The organism is Paenibacillus phocaeensis, from assembly GCF_900021165.1.
Classification (GTDB): Bacteria; Bacillota; Bacilli; order Paenibacillales; family Paenibacillaceae; genus Fontibacillus; species Fontibacillus phocaensis.
In genome coordinates, this window is record NZ_FCOQ01000008.1 from 92,861 (window position 1) to 110,579 (window position 17,719).

A 17,719-nucleotide genomic window follows, 5' to 3' on the forward strand; every position below is an offset into this window, starting at 1 on the left:
TGCGCGTGCGCAGTCCACCGTCAGATTTTCAGCTCCCCAAGCTTGATCAGCTCGACAACCGCCTGCGCGCGACCTTTGACATTCAACTTTTGCATGACGTTCGTGATGTGTTTTCAAGCACGCACAGTTAAACGTATGTCTGGACGTCTACCTCTCCATCCTTATTAACTTCGATTCTCTTGACCATTTGCATAAGCAACATGCGTGTTTTCTCAACATCATCGTATGTTTTCATTTCAGTCAGCTCTTTTAGATACTGTTTAGTTTCTCGAATGACTTTCTCGCGATCGAGGCTCCTGCGTTCGTTCGCCTCAATGATAGCCAAGCGATGCTCCGAATCCGAGATATCTTTTTCATATTGGCCTTTTTCGAACTCATACTGAGCATCGTCAATTTCGCCCAACATATGCTGGCGTCGTACCTCAAACAAAAGTTTCCGGTTTTCCTCAATCCGTTTTTCAAGCTTTCGCTTGTCCTTCTCCGTGTTGCTTTCAGGCAACTGCGAATTTATTTCAGAAGCGCCCTCTTCCTCCAACACTCGAATTGATTCCCGGACCCTCTCCAAAATGTCCTTAATTAGCTCGTCCCGAAATTCATAATACGGGAGCCATTTTCCGTTGGAACATCCAATTTCTCCAGTTCTACGTCGCCGCGAACACATCAGGTACCGATAATCTTTACCGTTCTTATTTTTGGTTTTGGACCCCATCGAAACCATGGCCGTACCGCACTCTGCGCAGAAGATGAATTTTGAAAAGACATTAACAAAGGATCTTCTCCCACCGCGGGTCCCTCCGCCTCTAAGTAAACGAATCTCCTGGGCGCGGTCAAATACCTCCTTTGAGATGATTGCTTCATGCGTTTGGAAAGGAGTCTTTTGCCATTCTGATTTAGGTTTCATTACGAGTTTCTTCCCTCTGTCCATGAGGTCAGACAAGTCATTGTATGCTACCTCTGTTGTATGACGGCCATAGACAGTGTATCCGGTATAATTCTCGTTTTGGAGAATGCGTTGCACTGAAGTTAATCCCCAGACACCGCCACGATATGACGGGATTGGGGTGTTCTTCTCGTTATCTCCGTTCAGGTAATTTACGATGTTCTTCTCGCCATTCCCATTGAGGTAAAGTTCAAAAATCTTCTTCACGATCTCCGCCTGCTCTGGAATGACCTCCAGCGTCTTTCTGCCATCAACAACCACTTTTCGATAACCGTAAGGAGGAATAGATCCTATGTAATTCCCCTTGGCCGCTGATTGCCGGATTCCTCTTCGCGACGATTGGCTAATATCGCCACTTGTATTTTGGTTGACAACTGACTTGATCCCAAACAGCAGCTCGTCGTCCTTCACGGCCGAATCGTAGCCGTCCTCAATGGACACAACTCTGATTTTCAAAGCATTGACAAGAATCCGTTTAAGCGAGATGGCATCCAGAGCATCCCGGCTAAAACGCGAGAGAGAGGCGAACCAGATTGATCTGATTTCGCCTCTTTTCGCATCGGCTATCATTTTCTGTACATCTTCCCGAGCCACAATGCTTGTCGCTGTGTCTCGATCTTCGTACACTTTTGAAATTGTTATATTCTCCCGACTTGCACGCTCACGAATGAAAGCTTCTTGGTGCTCTGGGCTATCCTTCTGCGAATCTTTTAACGTGGATACACGGACATATGCTCTATCATCTTTCATGACCATTACGCATTTCCCCCGAAATGTATTTATGCAAAACATCATCCACATTGTACGCTACAGCCCCGTTATTTTCTAGTGCTTTCATGATCGCTCTTTTGGCAAAGGCTCGAATGATTTCATCTGATTTTTCCTGATCACACACCTTGTGATACCTAATCGTGAAGGATTTTTTGCTTTTCCCCATGTTTGCATCACCCACTATTAGGGTATGAGAAGGGGCTTGGTTAACTTGCCCCTTCTCATTTCTCGTTCCCCGTTTTCTCCACTATCAAATCCAGATTGGAGGCTAACTTGAAGAAGGCTTTCCAGCGAATCTTGTCATACTTTCCGGAGCTGATCGGCGGCTGGAACACAAAATTGTACACGTGCTGATCGGTGATGTAGTCGTGTTCCTTGGTCAAATATCGTTCCTCGATCAGAAACCGTTCCATCCGGGGCATCCGGCGGACAACTCTCTCGATCCGCTCGCAATACTTTCTCCGTTGAATCTGCTTATCTACGTTGTGGACAGCAATATCCCCTGTCTGGTCGCTGGTAGTACCTGTGTAACCTCGGGGAGATAAGCTGTAGCTTGCCGTCGTGCTCGCCTCCCGCTCCTCCTCATCTTCCGTGAGAAATTTATAATATCTGTATTGTTCCAGCGCGCGCTCCACGGCCTCCTGCGTCTTGCTTCGATCGATTTCCGGGAGAAAGCTTAATTGCTCCAAACGCGCTCACCTCCATCGTAGGGGATACCCCGGCCGAAGCCGGGGCGGGCAATCAATACGGCAAAACATCCGATTCGGAATCAACTCCAGCCATAGGGTCATCTTCTTCGCCGAAATCAAGTTTTGCCTGGTTAGGATCATCCACCTCAACCGTTCCGTCCGGGTTGATTTTCCCTCTCAAACCTTCGCGATACTTCTTCTGATGTTCTTCGAACTCTTCCAGCGTTTCATCCGATTCGGTGATCGTCAACACGACATCATGACCAGCTTTTTTGTAAAATTCAAATGATTTCTCCGCCGACGAATCGCCCTTTACCTCGAAGTCGAGGACTGTCTTTTTGGCATCTTTGGAGGATTTCTTGAACTCAGCAGTAAGCTGCTGCTCAACCCCCTCGATGCTCAGAATGACCACAGATCGTGTCATCTCGGTAAGCTCTGGCTTGTGCTCATCGTCACCCTTAATGTAAAATTGCACTTGCTCCTTTTTCGAATCCTTCGTTTGTTTGTTGAAGCATGCTTTGATTGTGATAGACATTCTAATTTCCCCTCTCTATGAATTCGTAATGATAATTGCGATTGCTACGATCGCCGCACAGCAGATCATGGCCAGGTTTTGCGCGAACGATTTATTACGGTCTCCCTCGGCGATTACACCGAAAAAAGATATACCGGCGATAATGGATAAAAAGATGATCACCTTAATACTCGCCTCCCCGTTTCCGGTACTTCCGGGACTTAGAGGATAGCTGCGGAGCTGTGGTGTTAAGCTGACTTTCAATGATCTTCTTAGGAGGCGGCCCGTCCGCTCCAATCTTCTTGCAGTGCTCCGCGATCTGCTCCGGCGTCCAAAACTCCCGCTTAACACCCTTGTCCAGCATACGGATCACCTACCTTGATCTCATTCACAATCGATCTAAGCTCACGCGCTATTTCGTTCCCACCCCAGCGAAGTTGATCGCTAATGCGACTTTCTAAGTTCGATATTAGTTGTGCTCGATAGGCTATCAGTTGTCCGATCTCCTGCTTGTTCCGTTGGAACCGCGTCTCCTCGGAATGATATCGACATGCCCAACGCGCTGCACAATCAATGGCCTGACTAAGCTGTCCCTGCAGAGAGGCGATCAGCTCCTCTTTTTCGGCAAGCTCACACATCGGACAGGAGTGATTGCCGCTCCCCTCACCTGTCGTAGGATCTATGTCCTGATGATCTGCAGCGAATGCAAATCCGCACACCGGGCATTCCCAAACCTCAGCTAAAGCACTCATGGCTGATCACCTCAATACCCATTAGACTGCCGCTCATGGTTGACGGCGTTCTTGGCGGCGTAGGCGTCGGCGATCTGTTCGAATGTAAAACCAAGACGTTGTTCACCGAGCGAATAGAAGACTGCCAGGGCTCCGCGGAAAAAATTTCTTTGCTGCTTTTTGAAGTCCTCAGGCCACTCATATAAAAATTCGTGTCCCATGATCATCCCGACATTGTGCAAAAGCTCAGTAAACAAAACTGTTGTTTCCCCTTCGATCGTATCGTCCGGGATGTAAAGATCATCCGCTGGAAGATCGAGCTGCCGCGCGATGCTCAGGAAGAAGTGCAGGCAATCGACGTATTCTTCAAGCAGCGGATATTTTACATGCTCAAACGCGTCACCCGTTCCGTCCTCCTTATCCCGAAAAGCAATGGTCCGTTTTTCGTATCTCGGCTCCCGATCATTACTCCAATGCTTAAACCCACGCCATTCGTTCGCTAGCTCTCCGATCTCTACCTGCAAGGCCAGTACCGTGTTCGGCAGCAAGTCCTGACCTTCCAGCCCTTTCTCCTTGATAATCCGGGCATCGAGTTGCTTTTGCATTTCGTACATTTGTTTAATCGTAAGCATTTCTATCAACCCTTTCGCGACCTATAATTTCGAATCGGCCTGTTCAAATTCCACATCAGACACCATAACTTCTTTCAATTTGCCCCCGACTTTCACAACAGCTACAGGGAAAGCTACGACACCTCCACTATGACCACCCATTCTTACTGATGGTTCTATTACCGTTGATCTTTGGAAAACCCCAACCAACAGAGCCTCTTGCCGACCTTTTGGAGTTATGATTGAAACTCTTTCCACCGGTATCACCCCTCTACGCTGTTTTTTCGATATGCCACAAATCCCTTTCCGAAACACTTTTTACACATTTCTTTATCTTGGATGTATCCAATCCCTGGTATATAGATGCTGGACCCCAACATATATCCCAAACCGTTACACCTCTTGCACTTTTTCATTTCGCTCACCTTCCGGCGCTATATTTTCGAAATGTGCAGTTACGACTTTTCCTTCCGAGCCAGCGCGATAGCTTGATTTAATCGTGTCATCGTACGTTCGTTTCCTCCTGGACTATCTGGATGAGCCTTTTTAGCTGCACTTCTATACGCCCGTTCAATCGATGGCAAATCATCCGAAGGGTCTACGCCAAGTACCATCCACCATTGGTCTCCCGATGATGCACCAGCCTGTTCGGGAAGCGCTTGAAAGCCTTGATATATTCGATTCATCATTTCACTGCTGCCCCAACGTTCGATGCCTCTTATTGCCTCTATGGTTTTCCGAATCGCTTGCATGTTGTCTTCGATCCGATCCCATCGATCACAAGCGAACACTTGCGGATGACCATTCAACTGAAAATATACGGCTACTCCTTTATCATCTGGGCTTCTATAACGTGCATAGGGAAGCCCATCTTGACGTAGGGGAATATTTGTCGAGAGAATCACTTGCTTACCGCCTAAAAGGCGGATCTCGTCAATCAAACCATCCCGAGCCGAAGCCATGTTTGTATCAAACCTCGATGATTTTGGACTCCTCGTTCTCGGCCATCCTTCTGGCCAATGAAGAGGGTATGCTTCAATAGTCATTTCATCATCCACCCTTCCTGCGCTATATGGGTCTACACGGCACTTACGCCGTAACGCCGATACAGATCGACGAAATGTCTGAAGCTTACCATCTTGCTCGTTCCGTCGCTTTTATGGATGTAGATCCGGTCCTCCTGCTCGTTGATCACATCGACGATCCATGTGATCGGCAGATTATTGAGAAACTGGAACGTATAGCTTTCGCCAGGACGTACGATTAGAGCTGACGCGTTATTGGTCTTTTCCACGGTTTTATTCCTCCTCCACATCATCATCCAAACGGACCCCAACCGTACATTTCTCTGGATGTTTTCGTGCTTCAAGCCGGCGTTTAGCCGTTGGCATCGTGAGCCAGTAAATGTATTTTGGAGTAACCCCGAGCTTTGCCGCGCATTCTTCTGCCGTTCCCATAGCCAGCAAATCATCGCCCTTATATACTGCAAACTCCGGTTTACCTTTCATTGCTCCCTTCCCTCCCTAATTGCTCTAAATGTGTTGATAAAACATCAAAACAACGTCATCTGCTCCACCTGCTGCGGCACCCGCGCCAACGCGAAGCGATCCCAATTCGCCGCCGGCCATGCCCCGGCCCCGTCCGGATGTCGGAAGTACACTACCTCCTGCCCATCCGGGATCACGGCTCGGGTGATGAAGCGGGCCGGACCATCAAGTATGGTGATCAAATCGTGCGTCCAGTCACCGGGCGGAGCTGCCTGGATACCAGCCAGCAGCGTCATACATTCGTCGTGGGTGAGGATCTGCATCATCTTTGCCTCCTCATAATGACAACTGCAGCTGTCCTACGGCCGGCTTGTACCGTTCGAATGTGAGCTGCCGTCCAGATCCGGTACACAATTCCGGAAGATTCGCCCGGACCAGCGCCTCCGCGAATGGCGGCGGTACTGCATTCCCGCAGCGGGCGACCTGCGCGCTCTTCGGATACCGCACGCCGTCGGCATCCACATCGATGATGTAGTTTAGCGGAAATCCCTGAGCCGCAAACAGCTCATGAGGCTCCAGCATCCGCATACCGATGTCAACGATCTGGTAGTCGACTCCCTCGATGGTAACTAGACCAAATCGATCCTTTGTAGTGATCGTGTGCAGTGGCTCATCCAGTTGATGTCCGTTGTCGGCCGACCCGTAATACTTGAGCAAGAATGCTCTGACCTCCCCGACATGCATACCGCCGGCTGTGATCGTTGGCATCGGTTCAGTGACCGGCTGGCCGTCCTGGCAGGTTCCGCGCAGTTTGACCAAGTGCGAGGTAACCAGCCCGTACCTGTTGCTAGTGTCTTGGGTCAACAACGGACGTTTCATCGTTTGCCCCCGGGCGCTGTCGTCATAGGAGTGGTATTGCGTCAAAAATGCTGCAACCATACCCAGCGCGTGGGCGGCTCCTGCAGGGCGGCTCGCGCCCGCGCCGGATGTTACCGTGTGTAATGGTTCATCGACACCGTGCCCCGTCGCTCCCCCTCGGAATTTCGTAATATGGGGGGTAATTAGCATATGGTGGCCGCCTGTCGTCACCGTCCTCAGTGGGGCATTTGGTGAGCTGCCCGGGTGCCTCGTAGTATTGACCCCAAGGACAGGAGTCACTATTCCCCATCCATTTTTCGCTGTCACGGTCTGGAGAGGTTCGTCCAGCACTTGGCCACGAAATTGCTCGCCGAGGTGATTTACCTTAATGATGAATGGCTTAGGGTTGTCAATCACGTACCGCTGAATGCCTCGGGCGATCCGGCGCATCGTATTCTCCGCCAGCGGCTTCTTCCGCTCAAAAATACTCGGACACGGGATTGACCAGTCGATGATCTCCGCTGCCGTCCGCCAAGGTTTAAGCTTGCCAGCCTTGACCTCCTCGCTCTCTGGATCTCCATGCGTTGGTTTCGGCCATACGATCGGGCGGCCGTCGCAGCGAGCAACAATAAATAGACGCTTACGGATGGTAGGCGCGCCGTAGTCGCAGGCCCGCAGCTCCCGACTTTCCACGATGTATCCAAGGCTCTCAAGCTGTGATTTCCATTGTTCGTAGGTCTGGCCTTTCTTGCTCTTTACCGGGCGGCCCTTTCTCACAGGGCCCCAAGTCTTGAACTCCTCCACATTTTCAAGGATGATAACCCGGGGGCGAACCTTACCGGCCCATTTGAGAACGATCCACGCAAGACCCCGGATCTTCTTTTCAACGGGCTTTCCGCCCTTAGCTTTCGAAAAGTGCTTGCAATCCGGAGAAAACCACGCCAGCCCCACTGGTCTCCCACTGGTCACCTCCCGGGGATCAACATCCCAAACTGATTCGCAGTAGTGCTCCGTCTCCGGGTGATTCGCTCGGTGCATGGCGATCGCTGCAGGGTCATGATTGATCGCGATATCTACGCTGCGGCCGATTGCCAACTCGATCCCCGTTGAGGCGCCGCCTCCACCGGCAAAATTATCAACAATGAGCTCTTGCATGCTCCCCCTCCTTCAAAATAAGAACTGTTGTTCTGCTAAATGGATGTGACCGTCCGCCGCCGCAGGCTTCCCGCGCCGTTTGTTCGTTTTGGGTTTGGTTTTCTTGGGCTTCTTGACCGTGCTCGGGTCGATGATCGCCATTATGACTTCCTGCTGGTATGGCGGGTAATCGCCGAGATTCTCCTCGATGCATTTAACATCGTGCACGGCCTCGGCTATCTTCGCCAAGACATAGGCGTCGGCTATGTTGTCGGTTGGTGGCTTGTATCCCCATCGCAGCTCAACCTGTTCCATGACCAGCTTTTTGACTGCTTTCCCGGTAAGTCGCCGCTTCTTACCTGGCCTATCCGGATCAGGCTCCCACTCGGAAACATCCACGAATTTCTTAAGTTGGATCGGCCGTGGGGAGATGAATGCTCCAACTTTCCTGTCAGTCGCCATCCGGGCCGCCCAGTTGCATCCGCTGGAAACTTTGTTCGTGTCCTGGGCATCTAACGCGAAGCCCTCAATAGCCACTAGATCATCCTGATATAGATGCCGCCAAATCTCATCATGCAAGGTACGGATCATGTGCGGAGTGTCCGATTTTACACCGGTTAATTCCTTCGCCCGAAGAATGTTTCCCTTTTCGTCAAGGGCGACAAAGCCGGTATTCGTCGCCGGGTCGATTCCTACAAACCGCGTCATACACCCGTTCGATACGGCAGGATCAAATTGAGTTTGTCAATGCTGCCGCCCCCCTGTGGCCGGATGATGATTGGGCTCATAGGTCCCGTAAATCCGATGTGTAGATGATCGCTGTCCGTGGCCTTCAGCGCATCCAGCATGTATTTCGAGTTGAACGCGATCCGGATCGGGTCGCCGGTAAATTTGTCAGCGTCAATCTGCTCGACCACCTTGCCGACCCCATCAGATGTTGACTCAATCCGCACCGTTCCCTCCGCATCAACCTCCAACCGGACGATGTTGGTCTTTACTTCCCGGGCCAGCAGGTGCGCCCGGTCGATCGAGTCCGCGAATGCTTTCGCGCTAACTTCTAACTCAGCTTGATACGTGGTCGGAATGATCTTCGACGTATCCGGGTAGCTACCATCGAGCAGGCGGGAGAAGAAGCTAACCCGTCCAGCGCGGAACAACACTTGACTGCTGCCAACAGAGATTTGCACCTCTTCATCGTCGCTAATGATCTTGGTAAGATCATTCAGCGTCCGGGCCGTAATGACCACGTTGTGGAAACTGATCTCCTGGTCAGCAGCTCCATCAACTGCAACGCGGGCCAGCCGGTGTCGATCTGTCGCGGTCAGCTGCAGCCGGCCATCAGATAACTCCCAAAGGACCCCGGTCAGAATTGGGGAGGTTTCGTTGGTGGAAACCGCGAACGTTGTTGACCTGATCAGTTCCTTGAGCTCGTCTCCTTGCAGCGATAACGTCGGGTCCTCGTCCCCAATCGGTGTCGCCGGGAACTCCTCCGGATCCATTCCGACCAGATTCAGCTTCGTTTTACCTGAAGTGATCAGCGTGGCGAATCCTGGTTGAACCTCGATGTCCACCGTCTCCTTTGGCAACTTCTTGATGATCTCGACGAAGAACTTGGCCGGGAGGACAACGCTACCAGCTTCGAGCACCGTCACAGCCCCATCCTCCGCCGGGATCTCTGCTCGGATTGTGGTGTCTATGTCGCTGGCCGTGAGCTTGACACCCTCTGTCTGATAAACGTCCAGTTTTACGCCTGTTAGGATCGGTACAGTGGCCCTGCCACTGATCGCCTTAGACACATGCTGCAGGGCCTCATGAAGCTCTTGCTTTGAGATTGTGATCTTCATCTGAGCGGTGCCTCCCATCCTTTTAAGATTGCTTCATATTCCCGGTAGCCGTGAATCTTTCCAGAATAGCTGCTCCAGAGATCGTCCAAATAGCTTTTGATAGCGCAACAACCGTAGAACACATAGCAATTTCGGAGATTATCGACAGTGTTATAGGTAACATGGATAAATTCTTCCCCAAGCAGTTGTTCTGCCTCACCATATCCTCCGTCCCACCATTGCCCGTAACAGTGTTCTATCTCACCGTTTTCTAGTTGAAGATCAAACTTATGGCCTCCAAAGGCGTAAAATCCTGGAGTTGGCCAATCGTAGTGATAGCACTGCACGAATGTACATGAGTCGTCTAAACCTATGATCAGTTTGCCGTGCTTGTAATATTTGAATTTGACAGGTTTGTCCAGAACATAAGCAATTCCGTCATTGAATTTTACGATCGCTTCAACGTTGTACATTTCACACCTTCCTTTCTCAATCGTCATCATCCAGCCAAGCCGAGATGCCTGTTTTTCGCGGTTCCGGCTCACTTGGCGAGGCTGCTACAGGAGGTTTCGCCGCCGTTTCCGCCGCGGGTGCGGTTTCAGGCGGTGATGTTGGAGGCGGATCGGTCTCGAGGAAATCATGAGCCGGATCATACTCACCTTCAAACTCCTGAAACTCCCATCCGAGTATGCGGAATTGCTCGCGCAGTCCCGGGTATTTTTGTACCATCCTGCCACGCCGGTAACGCTCAATCAGTTCACATGTGCGGTCGTAGATCGCCATTTTCCGCTTACGTTCCTCCGGTGTCATTCCACTAAGTGGGTCATCCAATTCGGCCGCAAGCTTGAATTTTTCGTATTCGGCCTTGCGAAATACCTCATCGTTTTCGATTTCTCGTCTGCTCATACTCCTGCACCTTCTCCCGCAGCCTTGCTTTATCATCCTCGCTAAGATTCGTAAACCGCCCGTTCTTCCGGTTGAAAAACATCTGAATCATTCCTGTCCCAATCTTCCGGCCCTTCGCTACTATCAGCTCGATTATGCCTTTCCAAGGGGTATCCGGGTAATAGTAGTCATCTCGATACAGGAAGATGATCACGTCAGCATCAAATTCGATGTTCCCAGATTCCCGGAGGTCGGACATCATCGGGCGCTTGTCGTTTCGTTCTTCGCATTTGCGGCCAACCGAGCTGATTGCGACTACCGGGATGTCAAAGGTGCGAGCCATCTTCTTCAGCTGTTTGGAGACGTAATTCACCCGATCGGCGGTCTGGCTGAACTTCTTCTCTGTTTCGATCAGCTGCAGGTAATCGATATAGACGATCAAGTTGGCATGCTTCTTCTTCATCGCTTTCGTTTGGCGCCAGATGTATTCGACGGTCATTCCGGGCGTATCGTCGATGTAGATGGGAAGTTGATCTAGTATTTCAAGCGCTTTGCTGTAACTGTCCCAATCGTTCTCAGTTAAGCGCCCCTTCTGAACCTTCTTCGCGTCGATGCCGCTGATATCGCAAATGTATCGCTCAGCCACATCCTTTGCCGGCATCTCGCCGGAGAACAACACTGTTGTCCAACCGGACATTGCTGCCGATTTCGAATCATTGACCACGAATGCTGTTTTACCGATACTTGGCCGCGCTCCTATGATGGTAAGGTCCTGTTTCTGATGACCGCCCCCCATCTCATTCAGCTCGACACTCGTCGTCCTAGCCCCGTTCATTCCGCTTCTGGATCCGCGGGCCATAATCTCCTTGTGGTGGCCTTCCAAAACATCTGGAATCCACTTCATTCCGTCCACTGTTCCCTGATTTTTGAGCTCCTGCAGACGTTCCATCTGCTCCTTGATCCGACTCAGATCAACGTCACCGCCTGACAGAGCCGCTTGCAGAGCTGCCGCCGCTTGCCGTTGGATGCTTGCCTCACGCACAATCCGCTGGTACTGGTCGAAATTCGCTGTACTCGGGACAGAGTTTCTCAGACGCATTAAGTACGAGACTCCCCCGATTTTTTCAAGGTTCTTTCCCCAATGCTCCGCCAGAACCAACGGATCGAACGGGTCTTTCACGCCCGGCCTTTCTGCTAGATTTTCGTACGCCCAGCGAAGGGCATTCATTACGGTCCCGTTTGGCCCTTCCGGATCAAAATCATCCGGTGACAAGTAACAATCGTCCATCAGCTCGGACTTCTTGAGGAGCGCCCCCAACACCGCCTGTTCTGCATCAAGACTCATTGCCGTTCACCCTCCGTTTCTTCACAAGGCGCTCGAGCCGTTCGCGGATATGATCCGGCATGGGCACAGCCTGTTCGATGTAAGCTTGAAGGGCAAGCTGTTCTTGTTGTTCTTCGAGCCGCACTAGGTCGTAATATGAACGTTCCTCTTCCGGATCCTGAACAATCTCTGAGATCGTGGGAGCATATTTACTCGTCCGGATGTGATGAGCCAGTCGCTGCTGGGCAGTGGTGTAATCGATATCCTGTAACATCGTGTGCCACAGCCGGGTGCCGGCCTCCGTAACCTCAAAGAAGGGATAAGCGGTCTTGATCATCATAAGAAACTTCGCCGCATCCGTTTGCTTCACGAGCCGCCCCCTCCTCATAGAACTGATTTAGGATGTCGAGCTCTTCTTTATTCCGCTGAGCCATTGGTTTAAAACGCGCCTTGGATCTCTCCATGTCTTTCTTGATCCAAACGCGTAGGGTTTTGTAGTGGTCCTTCTTATGCTGAGATGGCTTTTTGTTGGATTGCCATTCATCGAGTGCTTCGATGGTATCATCCACTCGCTGCTTTCCAAATTCTGCACACAGCTTCTCGTATTGCTCGAGAGTAAGAAATACGGTATCGTGAAATTTAAGTTTTTTTGGAGATTCAGACATATATATATCTCCTTTCTTTATATATTTTCTTTTTTCTTTCTTGGGGGGAGAATTGTCTACCACTATTGGGGGAGAATTGTCTACCATTATGGTGGAGGATTGTCCACCACTAGCTTTTTTACTTAATGGTGGAGAATTGTCTACCGGTAGCCACTCCTCATAATTCTTGTTGAAGGAGAGGGACCGTGGTCTTGGCCCCTTCCCTTCTTTGGTAACAAGAACGACTCTCCTCTCAATCAGCTTGTTCAATTCTTCCTTCACTCCGGATAGATCAGCACCGACAGCTTTTGCGATAAATCCAGTTGCCAGTTGATGTTCTTTCCGTTTGAATCCGTAGGTGTACCGCCATATAACCAGGATGATTGCATATTGAGTTCCGTTGAATTTGTGTAGTGCAGCTTGTTCTAACAATTCATTCGCAAGCTGAGTGTAACCATCCTCAAGTTGCGGGTTTGCCATACCTCCTCACCAACGTTCAGGTTAATTGCTTTGCATGCTCAACGATCCGGTCGGCGAGCTGTTGGATTTCCGCTTCGTAACCGGCATCAGTTTCAGATGAGTTGTACCACTCATCAATTAAAGCCGCGACCTTTTCCTTCAGACGATCCTCCGCCGTTTTCTCAATGGTGTAGCCATTGACCAAAACCTCCAAAAGCACCTGCCTGCCTCGCACGGATGCGAATTCCACTAACTGATTAGGAAACTCCCCTCTATCCGGGTCCATTGTGCTTTCGTACATATCTGCTGCTGTCCATCCCATCTTGCTCAGGGTTTCAATGGCGTTAGCTACACGACGCGGCACTTCAATCTTCCTCCGCATCTGGTTCAATTCATTTTGCAAATCCACGATATTCTGGGCGTACTTGGCCAGATCATCGATAGCCTTATCTCGTTGCTTCAGGATCTCGGTGTACTCGGCTTCGGTGTAGGTGCGCTCCTCAGGTAAAACAAACGCGCATTTGAAGGGAATTATAGTCCCGGAGTAACCTCCACCAATGATCTGAAAATCCGGATATAAATCAAGGAGAGCGCCATCCCGATTAAGTCTCCTAGCCCCATGAATGCTACCTACAGGTGGAAATCCTGAACCTGTCTTAACAATTTTGATTTTCACCACGCTAAACCACCTCCAGAAAATAATCTCGTTTATTGATAAATCCTTTCTCGAATAACGCCATTCGTACTGCCTGCGATGCAAGCTCCGGCGTGTTGTTCGTGCTGCTCAAATGGGTCAGGTAAATCCGTTCTCCGCTGCCTTTGACCAGCTTCTGCAGCGCTGCCGCCGTTTGCTCGTTGCTCAGGTGACCTCGGTGCGGGTCGGCGATCCGGTCCTTGAGGTAATCATCATAAGGACCATTAAGCAGCATGTCAGAGTCATGGTTTGCCTCGATGATGTAGATGTTGCCTTCCATCATCTCCAGCATGTCGTCATCGATGTGACCTGTATCAAATACCACGCACGCGCGGTTCCCAATGTCGTCCTCCACCGCGTACCCGACCGGCTCGTAGGTGTTGTGATAGGTCCGAAAGGGGCGGACCGTCAGTTCACCAATCCGAACGGGCTCGTACTTGCCCCAGCGCGTTTCCAGCACCCGGCGCAGCTCATCATCCACACCGGAGATACCTTTCCATTCGCCATCCGTGGCCCAGACCGGGATGCGGTACTTCTTAGCCAGTGTCAGTCCGCGGATATGATCGCCGTGAGCGTGGGTGATAAAGACGGCCTGAATATCCGTCGCGGCGTTGATACCCCGGGCCAGTAGCCGCTTTTCCAGGTCTCGCTTCCATTTGCCAGCGTCGATCAGGATGCCGGTTCCGCCGCTTTGAAGGTGAATGCAGTTGCCTGATGACCCTGTCGCGAGGATCTCGACTTTCATATCGCTCTCCCCCTCTTGATTCGTTCCTGCCAGCTTCGGTCAAATTCGCATCCCTTTGCCGGCCATTCGTAATACCTGCGGCCCAGCACAAAGGAGACAAACAGATCAGTTTCGGCCTCGTAATACACTCCGTTCAGCACTTCCCCGGCCGGATCAGGAGACGCATTAAGATCAGCACCGCCAAATAGGTCTAGTTGTTCAACCTCACAGCGGGAGTTCATCTTGCTCAGCCTGCAGCTTCTCGGCAATATGGAGGTCCATCACCTTCAGGAGAGCCTTCACTTCTTCAAGCGTCGGCGTTTCGCTTTTGAATTTGCCGTACTGGTCGGTGTATTCTTGCATAGCTTCAGGCGTTGTGATCCCCAATGCGACAAAGTTCTTTTTCATCTGGACCTTGCATTTTTTCAGTTCAGCTTCATCGTCTGGATTCGCCGCATTCTCTGGTTCAGCGGGAGGCGGCGTTTTAGTGACTGCTGCAGTAGCGTTCGCTTCAGCGGTGATATCGCGGCGCTGTGGTTCCGATTCATTCAACGTGGAACCATTTCCGGGAACTTCATCCTCGTTGATGTCAATTCCAAATTGACCCTTCAAAGCCCGCTTCGCTACGTGCTTTTTGAACATGTCGGCCGTGTACTTGGTCCACATCGTCTTTTGGTTCTGAATTGGGCTATTTAAGAAGTGTTCGACTTCGCTCCAGTCCATCAGCACGGTGAATGGAGGGAAACCTTTACGGTACGCGATCGCATATGCCCCGATAATTTTCCCGCGCGGAAAACCTATTTCATGTTCCACGATGGTCCATTCATCTTCACGCTCGCCTGTTTTTTCGTTATATACCGTGGACTTTTTGGCTTTGAACGTGTCGTTCTCGCATACTACCTGGGCGTCATACCCACCGTATCCTTCGTGCTGTTTAGCGAGGTAAGCAACACCCTCGATTCCGATCTGGAGCGACATCTTGCCTTGGTAAACGATGGCGTAAATATGGTTTAAAAACGGATTGAGTCCAGAAGCATATGCTGTTCGTAAGAACAACTGGAACTGTGAATCAGTAGTCCCTACCGCGAGGGTGTTCTTCATCGTTTCAATGTCTTCAACGCTCCAGTTTCCGACGGTTGCTAATTGATTGGTACCTGCCATATGGTTTCGTCCTCCTAAAGGAAAAGAGTTTTAGTTGTATTCGTGAAACGGTGGACCAGCTCAAGCCGATCATCGAGTGCCTTGAAAACGAGCCAGTTATCGGGATTAAAACCTGCTTCTCTAATGATTATTTTCTGGCGCCTGGTTGGGTTCTTTCCATTCTTCATGGTGTTCACCCCTGCGAGTAGAACTTTTTAACAGGTGTTCCGTTCGCCTTTGCCAGGTCCTTACGTTCGCGCCGGGAAAGGATCGGCCCATGGAACTCTTCTTTGATAGCAGTTGCGGCAACCGACGGGCCTAAGCTACCGGGCTTGTACGCCTTATCCCGCTTCGCCTCCTGTTTGAACTGACGAAACACTTTTTGCTGCACATGCAGTCTAGCTGCTGTAATTTGCTTTTCAATGGATTTATTCATCATGGGATAGGTCCTCCGTTTCGATTGTGAGATTTTGATTTTCAACCGCACGGGCCGTGATAAGTTGCCCGTATACAGCCACTCTGCCGGTGTACTCCCCGATTCCATCAATGAAGGTCGGAACAATCAGACCGGATTGCTTGTACAACACTTCCGTGAGCTCCAGACCAGCAGCGATCTTCTCACCGGTTGAGAGAGTTGCGTAATCCTTGCCGTCCATTTGGATCGAAAAGTCCGGCTCGTACTCGCCCGTGGTTTTGACATATTTGAAAAGCCGAATTTTTAGCCGATCGAATAGAGACTGAACTTTCTCAGCTTGTAGTTCGGCCTCCTTGGCCCGGTACGCCTTGATCGCGTCCAGGATAAAGATGGATTCCTTGAGGGCTGCCAGTGTTTCGTCCTCGGCCTTCTTCGCTGCTTCGACTTCTGCCTTGAGACCTTGTCGGGATTTGTCTGCGCGGATCATATCCTCCAGAGCATCCCGCTTCCGTTCAAGCTCACGCATACTCTCCCATAGTTCGGAGACGTCAACCGGTTCGATGGCGACCAACTGTCCCTCAAGTTCCTTACGTTTAGCGACCAGTTCCGCATGCTCAGCTCGCAGTTCTTCTTTGCGTTTCTCCTTGGCGTCGGTTGCCGCTTGGCGGGCTACGTCATCAAACGGACGCCGACAAGTCGGGCAAGCTTCATTGATCGGCTCGTTATAAACTTTCATATAACGGTCTTTTGCAGATTCTACTTCCTTCTGGGCCGCCATAAGTTCTGCCTGAAGCTCAGCACGTTTGTCATTGATCCCCTTCGCTCCTTCGATCTGCTTGTTAATCTGCTGAATTTGATCTAGCAGCGATTTTGATTCAGTATTTGCGGCCTCAATGTCATCCGGCGCCTCCGGCAGGCGGTCAAGTTGTTCGCGAAGCGTTTTGGTACGGCTCTGATCGGCGATAAGTTGCTTTTCGAGCTTTGATTTCAAGCCGCCGGTGCCACCATGGATTTTTTGGAGATCGTCAAGCGAGTGTTTTTTTGTCAGCTCGTCCAGTTTCGCCGCGGCTGGGTTGAGTGGGATGTCCTTCTGCTTCTGTTCCAGATTCGTCCGGCTCATTTCGGCCAATACTTCGGACTTTGCCGGCGGAGTAGAATACTTGAGAATTTGTTCCCGTTGTTTAGTCCAGTGCTGGGTGAAAAAATAACCCGGGTTATAAAGTGATAGGAACGTTTCTTTTTCAAACAAATCGGCCACTGCAGCCTCGAACTCTTTTGCCTTAGTCGGGACATCGTTAATGTAAAAATGATTGGTGCCCTTCTCGTTGATCTCCCGGGCGATTGTCATTTCGACACCGTCCACTGTTAGATTCAACTCCGCATATACTCGGTTAAACTCATAGGTGGTTGGGGCTGGATTAAACCGATTCCCCCAGATATCAGTGCCGAAGAAGATCCAAGCTGGAGCTTCCCCGAAGGTCGTCTTGCCTTCACCGTTTTTACCGGACAGCCGAGTGATATCGCCATATTGTTCTTTCAGCTCCCGGATCCCGGCGAAGTTTTGAAGTTCAAGCCGGATGAATCTAATTTGCTTTGCCATTTGCTATCCTCGCTTTCCGTGATATATTGGTCTTGGGTATTTTCTTATTGATCCGCTCCTACAGGGCGGCTTTTTTTCTGTCTACCTTTACGCCGTATTTTTGTTCGAGCTTTTCCAGCTCGCTGATCAGGTGTGCCCGGATCTCCGGGTTTTCCTCGGTTTGCAACCAGTCCAGAACGAATAGGTAGTTGTTAAGGTCAATCCGGACAACAGTCGGCTGCCGCTCGTAAATGCTCTTTATGAGAGCGGTTGGTATTTGTGGTGTTTCGAGCATCG

General features: G+C 50.6%; 26 protein-coding genes and 1 pseudogene. All 27 read right to left on the reverse strand.

The window, feature by feature from the left end; all coding sequences use genetic code 11:
- Positions 1 to 20 precede the first annotated feature (20 nt).
- A pseudogene (locus tag BN3795_RS25790) lies at positions 21 to 110 on the reverse strand (helix-turn-helix domain-containing protein); the annotation flags it as partial.
- A 17-nt stretch (positions 111 to 127) separates the two neighbouring features.
- Complete coding sequence (locus BN3795_RS02435; RefSeq protein ID WP_110944959.1) at positions 128 to 1,696, reverse strand: recombinase family protein; 1,569 nt, start codon at positions 1,694 to 1,696, stop codon at positions 128 to 130.
- Complete coding sequence (locus BN3795_RS02440) at positions 1,680 to 1,877, reverse strand: hypothetical protein (RefSeq protein WP_068783160.1); 198 nt, start codon at positions 1,875 to 1,877, stop codon at positions 1,680 to 1,682. Before BN3795_RS02440 ends, BN3795_RS02435 begins: the two co-directional genes overlap by 17 nt.
- A gap of 55 nt (positions 1,878 to 1,932) precedes the next feature.
- A complete protein-coding gene (locus BN3795_RS02445) occupies positions 1,933 to 2,400 on the reverse strand; it encodes an ArpU family phage packaging/lysis transcriptional regulator (protein ID WP_068783161.1) in 468 nt (155 codons plus the stop codon).
- Between the two features lie 52 nt (positions 2,401 to 2,452).
- Positions 2,453 to 2,935, reverse strand: coding sequence for a hypothetical protein (locus tag BN3795_RS02450; protein WP_068783162.1), 483 nt, complete (start codon positions 2,933 to 2,935; stop codon positions 2,453 to 2,455).
- A 15-nt stretch (positions 2,936 to 2,950) separates the two neighbouring features.
- Positions 2,951 to 3,097: a hypothetical protein gene (locus tag BN3795_RS25420; RefSeq protein ID WP_198524624.1), complete on the reverse strand. Its 147-nt coding sequence runs from the start codon at positions 3,095 to 3,097 to the stop codon at positions 2,951 to 2,953.
- 1 nt (position 3,098) lies between these two features.
- On the reverse strand, positions 3,099 to 3,278 hold the full coding sequence (locus BN3795_RS02455) for a hypothetical protein (protein ID WP_068783163.1): 180 nt from the start codon (positions 3,276 to 3,278) through the stop codon (positions 3,099 to 3,101).
- Between the two features lie 399 nt (positions 3,279 to 3,677).
- Positions 3,678 to 4,259 carry a dUTP diphosphatase gene (locus BN3795_RS02465; protein WP_232729834.1) on the reverse strand — a complete coding sequence of 194 codons (582 nt, stop codon included), beginning with the start codon at positions 4,257 to 4,259 and terminating at the stop codon, positions 3,678 to 3,680.
- A gap of 452 nt (positions 4,260 to 4,711) precedes the next feature.
- On the reverse strand, positions 4,712 to 5,302 hold the full coding sequence (locus BN3795_RS02470) for a J domain-containing protein (RefSeq protein WP_110944960.1): 591 nt from the start codon (positions 5,300 to 5,302) through the stop codon (positions 4,712 to 4,714).
- A gap of 32 nt (positions 5,303 to 5,334) precedes the next feature.
- Complete coding sequence (locus BN3795_RS02475; protein ID WP_068783167.1) at positions 5,335 to 5,550, reverse strand: hypothetical protein; 216 nt, start codon at positions 5,548 to 5,550, stop codon at positions 5,335 to 5,337.
- Positions 5,551 to 5,554: 4 nt separating this feature from the next.
- Positions 5,555 to 5,764 (reverse strand): hypothetical protein, encoded by a 210-nt coding sequence (locus BN3795_RS02480; RefSeq protein ID WP_068783168.1) that lies wholly within the window; start codon positions 5,762 to 5,764, stop codon positions 5,555 to 5,557.
- A gap of 44 nt (positions 5,765 to 5,808) precedes the next feature.
- Positions 5,809 to 6,069, reverse strand: a complete 261-nt coding sequence (locus BN3795_RS02485; protein ID WP_198524625.1) for a hypothetical protein — start codon at positions 6,067 to 6,069, stop codon at positions 5,809 to 5,811.
- Between the two features lie 10 nt (positions 6,070 to 6,079).
- Positions 6,080 to 7,756: a DNA cytosine methyltransferase gene (locus BN3795_RS02490; protein ID WP_068783170.1), complete on the reverse strand. Its 1,677-nt coding sequence runs from the start codon at positions 7,754 to 7,756 to the stop codon at positions 6,080 to 6,082.
- A 12-nt stretch (positions 7,757 to 7,768) separates the two neighbouring features.
- Positions 7,769 to 8,443: a hypothetical protein gene (locus BN3795_RS02495; RefSeq protein WP_068783171.1), complete on the reverse strand. Its 675-nt coding sequence runs from the start codon at positions 8,441 to 8,443 to the stop codon at positions 7,769 to 7,771.
- A complete protein-coding gene (gene dnaN / locus BN3795_RS02500) occupies positions 8,440 to 9,579 on the reverse strand; it encodes a DNA polymerase III subunit beta (protein WP_068783172.1) in 1,140 nt (379 codons plus the stop codon). The genes BN3795_RS02495 and dnaN overlap by 4 nt, the downstream gene beginning before the upstream one ends.
- Positions 9,576 to 10,031, reverse strand: a complete 456-nt coding sequence (locus BN3795_RS02505) for a hypothetical protein (RefSeq protein WP_068783173.1) — start codon at positions 10,029 to 10,031, stop codon at positions 9,576 to 9,578. The genes dnaN and BN3795_RS02505 overlap by 4 nt, the downstream gene beginning before the upstream one ends.
- A 16-nt stretch (positions 10,032 to 10,047) precedes the next feature.
- Entirely contained in the window at positions 10,048 to 10,464 is a 417-nt protein-coding gene (locus tag BN3795_RS02510) for a hypothetical protein (RefSeq protein WP_068783174.1), read from the reverse strand.
- Positions 10,436 to 11,788, reverse strand: coding sequence for a replicative DNA helicase (locus BN3795_RS02515; RefSeq protein WP_068783175.1), 1,353 nt, complete (start codon positions 11,786 to 11,788; stop codon positions 10,436 to 10,438). The genes BN3795_RS02510 and BN3795_RS02515 overlap by 29 nt, the downstream gene beginning before the upstream one ends.
- Positions 11,778 to 12,137 carry a replicative helicase loader/inhibitor gene (locus tag BN3795_RS02520; RefSeq protein ID WP_068783176.1) on the reverse strand — a complete coding sequence of 120 codons (360 nt, stop codon included), beginning with the start codon at positions 12,135 to 12,137 and terminating at the stop codon, positions 11,778 to 11,780. The genes BN3795_RS02515 and BN3795_RS02520 overlap by 11 nt, the downstream gene beginning before the upstream one ends.
- The gene (locus BN3795_RS02525) at positions 12,076 to 12,891 is read right to left on the reverse strand and encodes a replication protein (RefSeq protein WP_068783177.1); all 816 of its coding nucleotides are present in this window, start codon (positions 12,889 to 12,891) and stop codon (positions 12,076 to 12,078) included. The genes BN3795_RS02520 and BN3795_RS02525 overlap by 62 nt, the downstream gene beginning before the upstream one ends.
- A 16-nt stretch (positions 12,892 to 12,907) precedes the next feature.
- Positions 12,908 to 13,549: a hypothetical protein gene (locus BN3795_RS02530; protein WP_068783178.1), complete on the reverse strand. Its 642-nt coding sequence runs from the start codon at positions 13,547 to 13,549 to the stop codon at positions 12,908 to 12,910.
- Position 13,550: 1 nt separating this feature from the next.
- Positions 13,551 to 14,309, reverse strand: coding sequence for an MBL fold metallo-hydrolase (locus BN3795_RS02535; RefSeq protein ID WP_068783179.1), 759 nt, complete (start codon positions 14,307 to 14,309; stop codon positions 13,551 to 13,553).
- 204 nt (positions 14,310 to 14,513) lie between these two features.
- Positions 14,514 to 15,449, reverse strand: coding sequence for a RecT family recombinase (locus BN3795_RS02545; RefSeq protein ID WP_068783181.1), 936 nt, complete (start codon positions 15,447 to 15,449; stop codon positions 14,514 to 14,516).
- A gap of 14 nt (positions 15,450 to 15,463) precedes the next feature.
- Positions 15,464 to 15,616, reverse strand: coding sequence for a DUF6906 family protein (locus tag BN3795_RS26205; RefSeq protein WP_408634997.1), 153 nt, complete (start codon positions 15,614 to 15,616; stop codon positions 15,464 to 15,466).
- Between the two features lie 5 nt (positions 15,617 to 15,621).
- Positions 15,622 to 15,867 carry a hypothetical protein gene (locus BN3795_RS02550; RefSeq protein ID WP_068783182.1) on the reverse strand — a complete coding sequence of 82 codons (246 nt, stop codon included), beginning with the start codon at positions 15,865 to 15,867 and terminating at the stop codon, positions 15,622 to 15,624.
- Positions 15,857 to 17,443: an ATPase gene (locus tag BN3795_RS02555; protein WP_068783183.1), complete on the reverse strand. Its 1,587-nt coding sequence runs from the start codon at positions 17,441 to 17,443 to the stop codon at positions 15,857 to 15,859. Before BN3795_RS02555 ends, BN3795_RS02550 begins: the two co-directional genes overlap by 11 nt.
- A 58-nt stretch (positions 17,444 to 17,501) precedes the next feature.
- Complete coding sequence (locus BN3795_RS02560) at positions 17,502 to 17,717, reverse strand: hypothetical protein (protein WP_068783184.1); 216 nt, start codon at positions 17,715 to 17,717, stop codon at positions 17,502 to 17,504.
- Positions 17,718 to 17,719 lie beyond the last annotated feature (2 nt).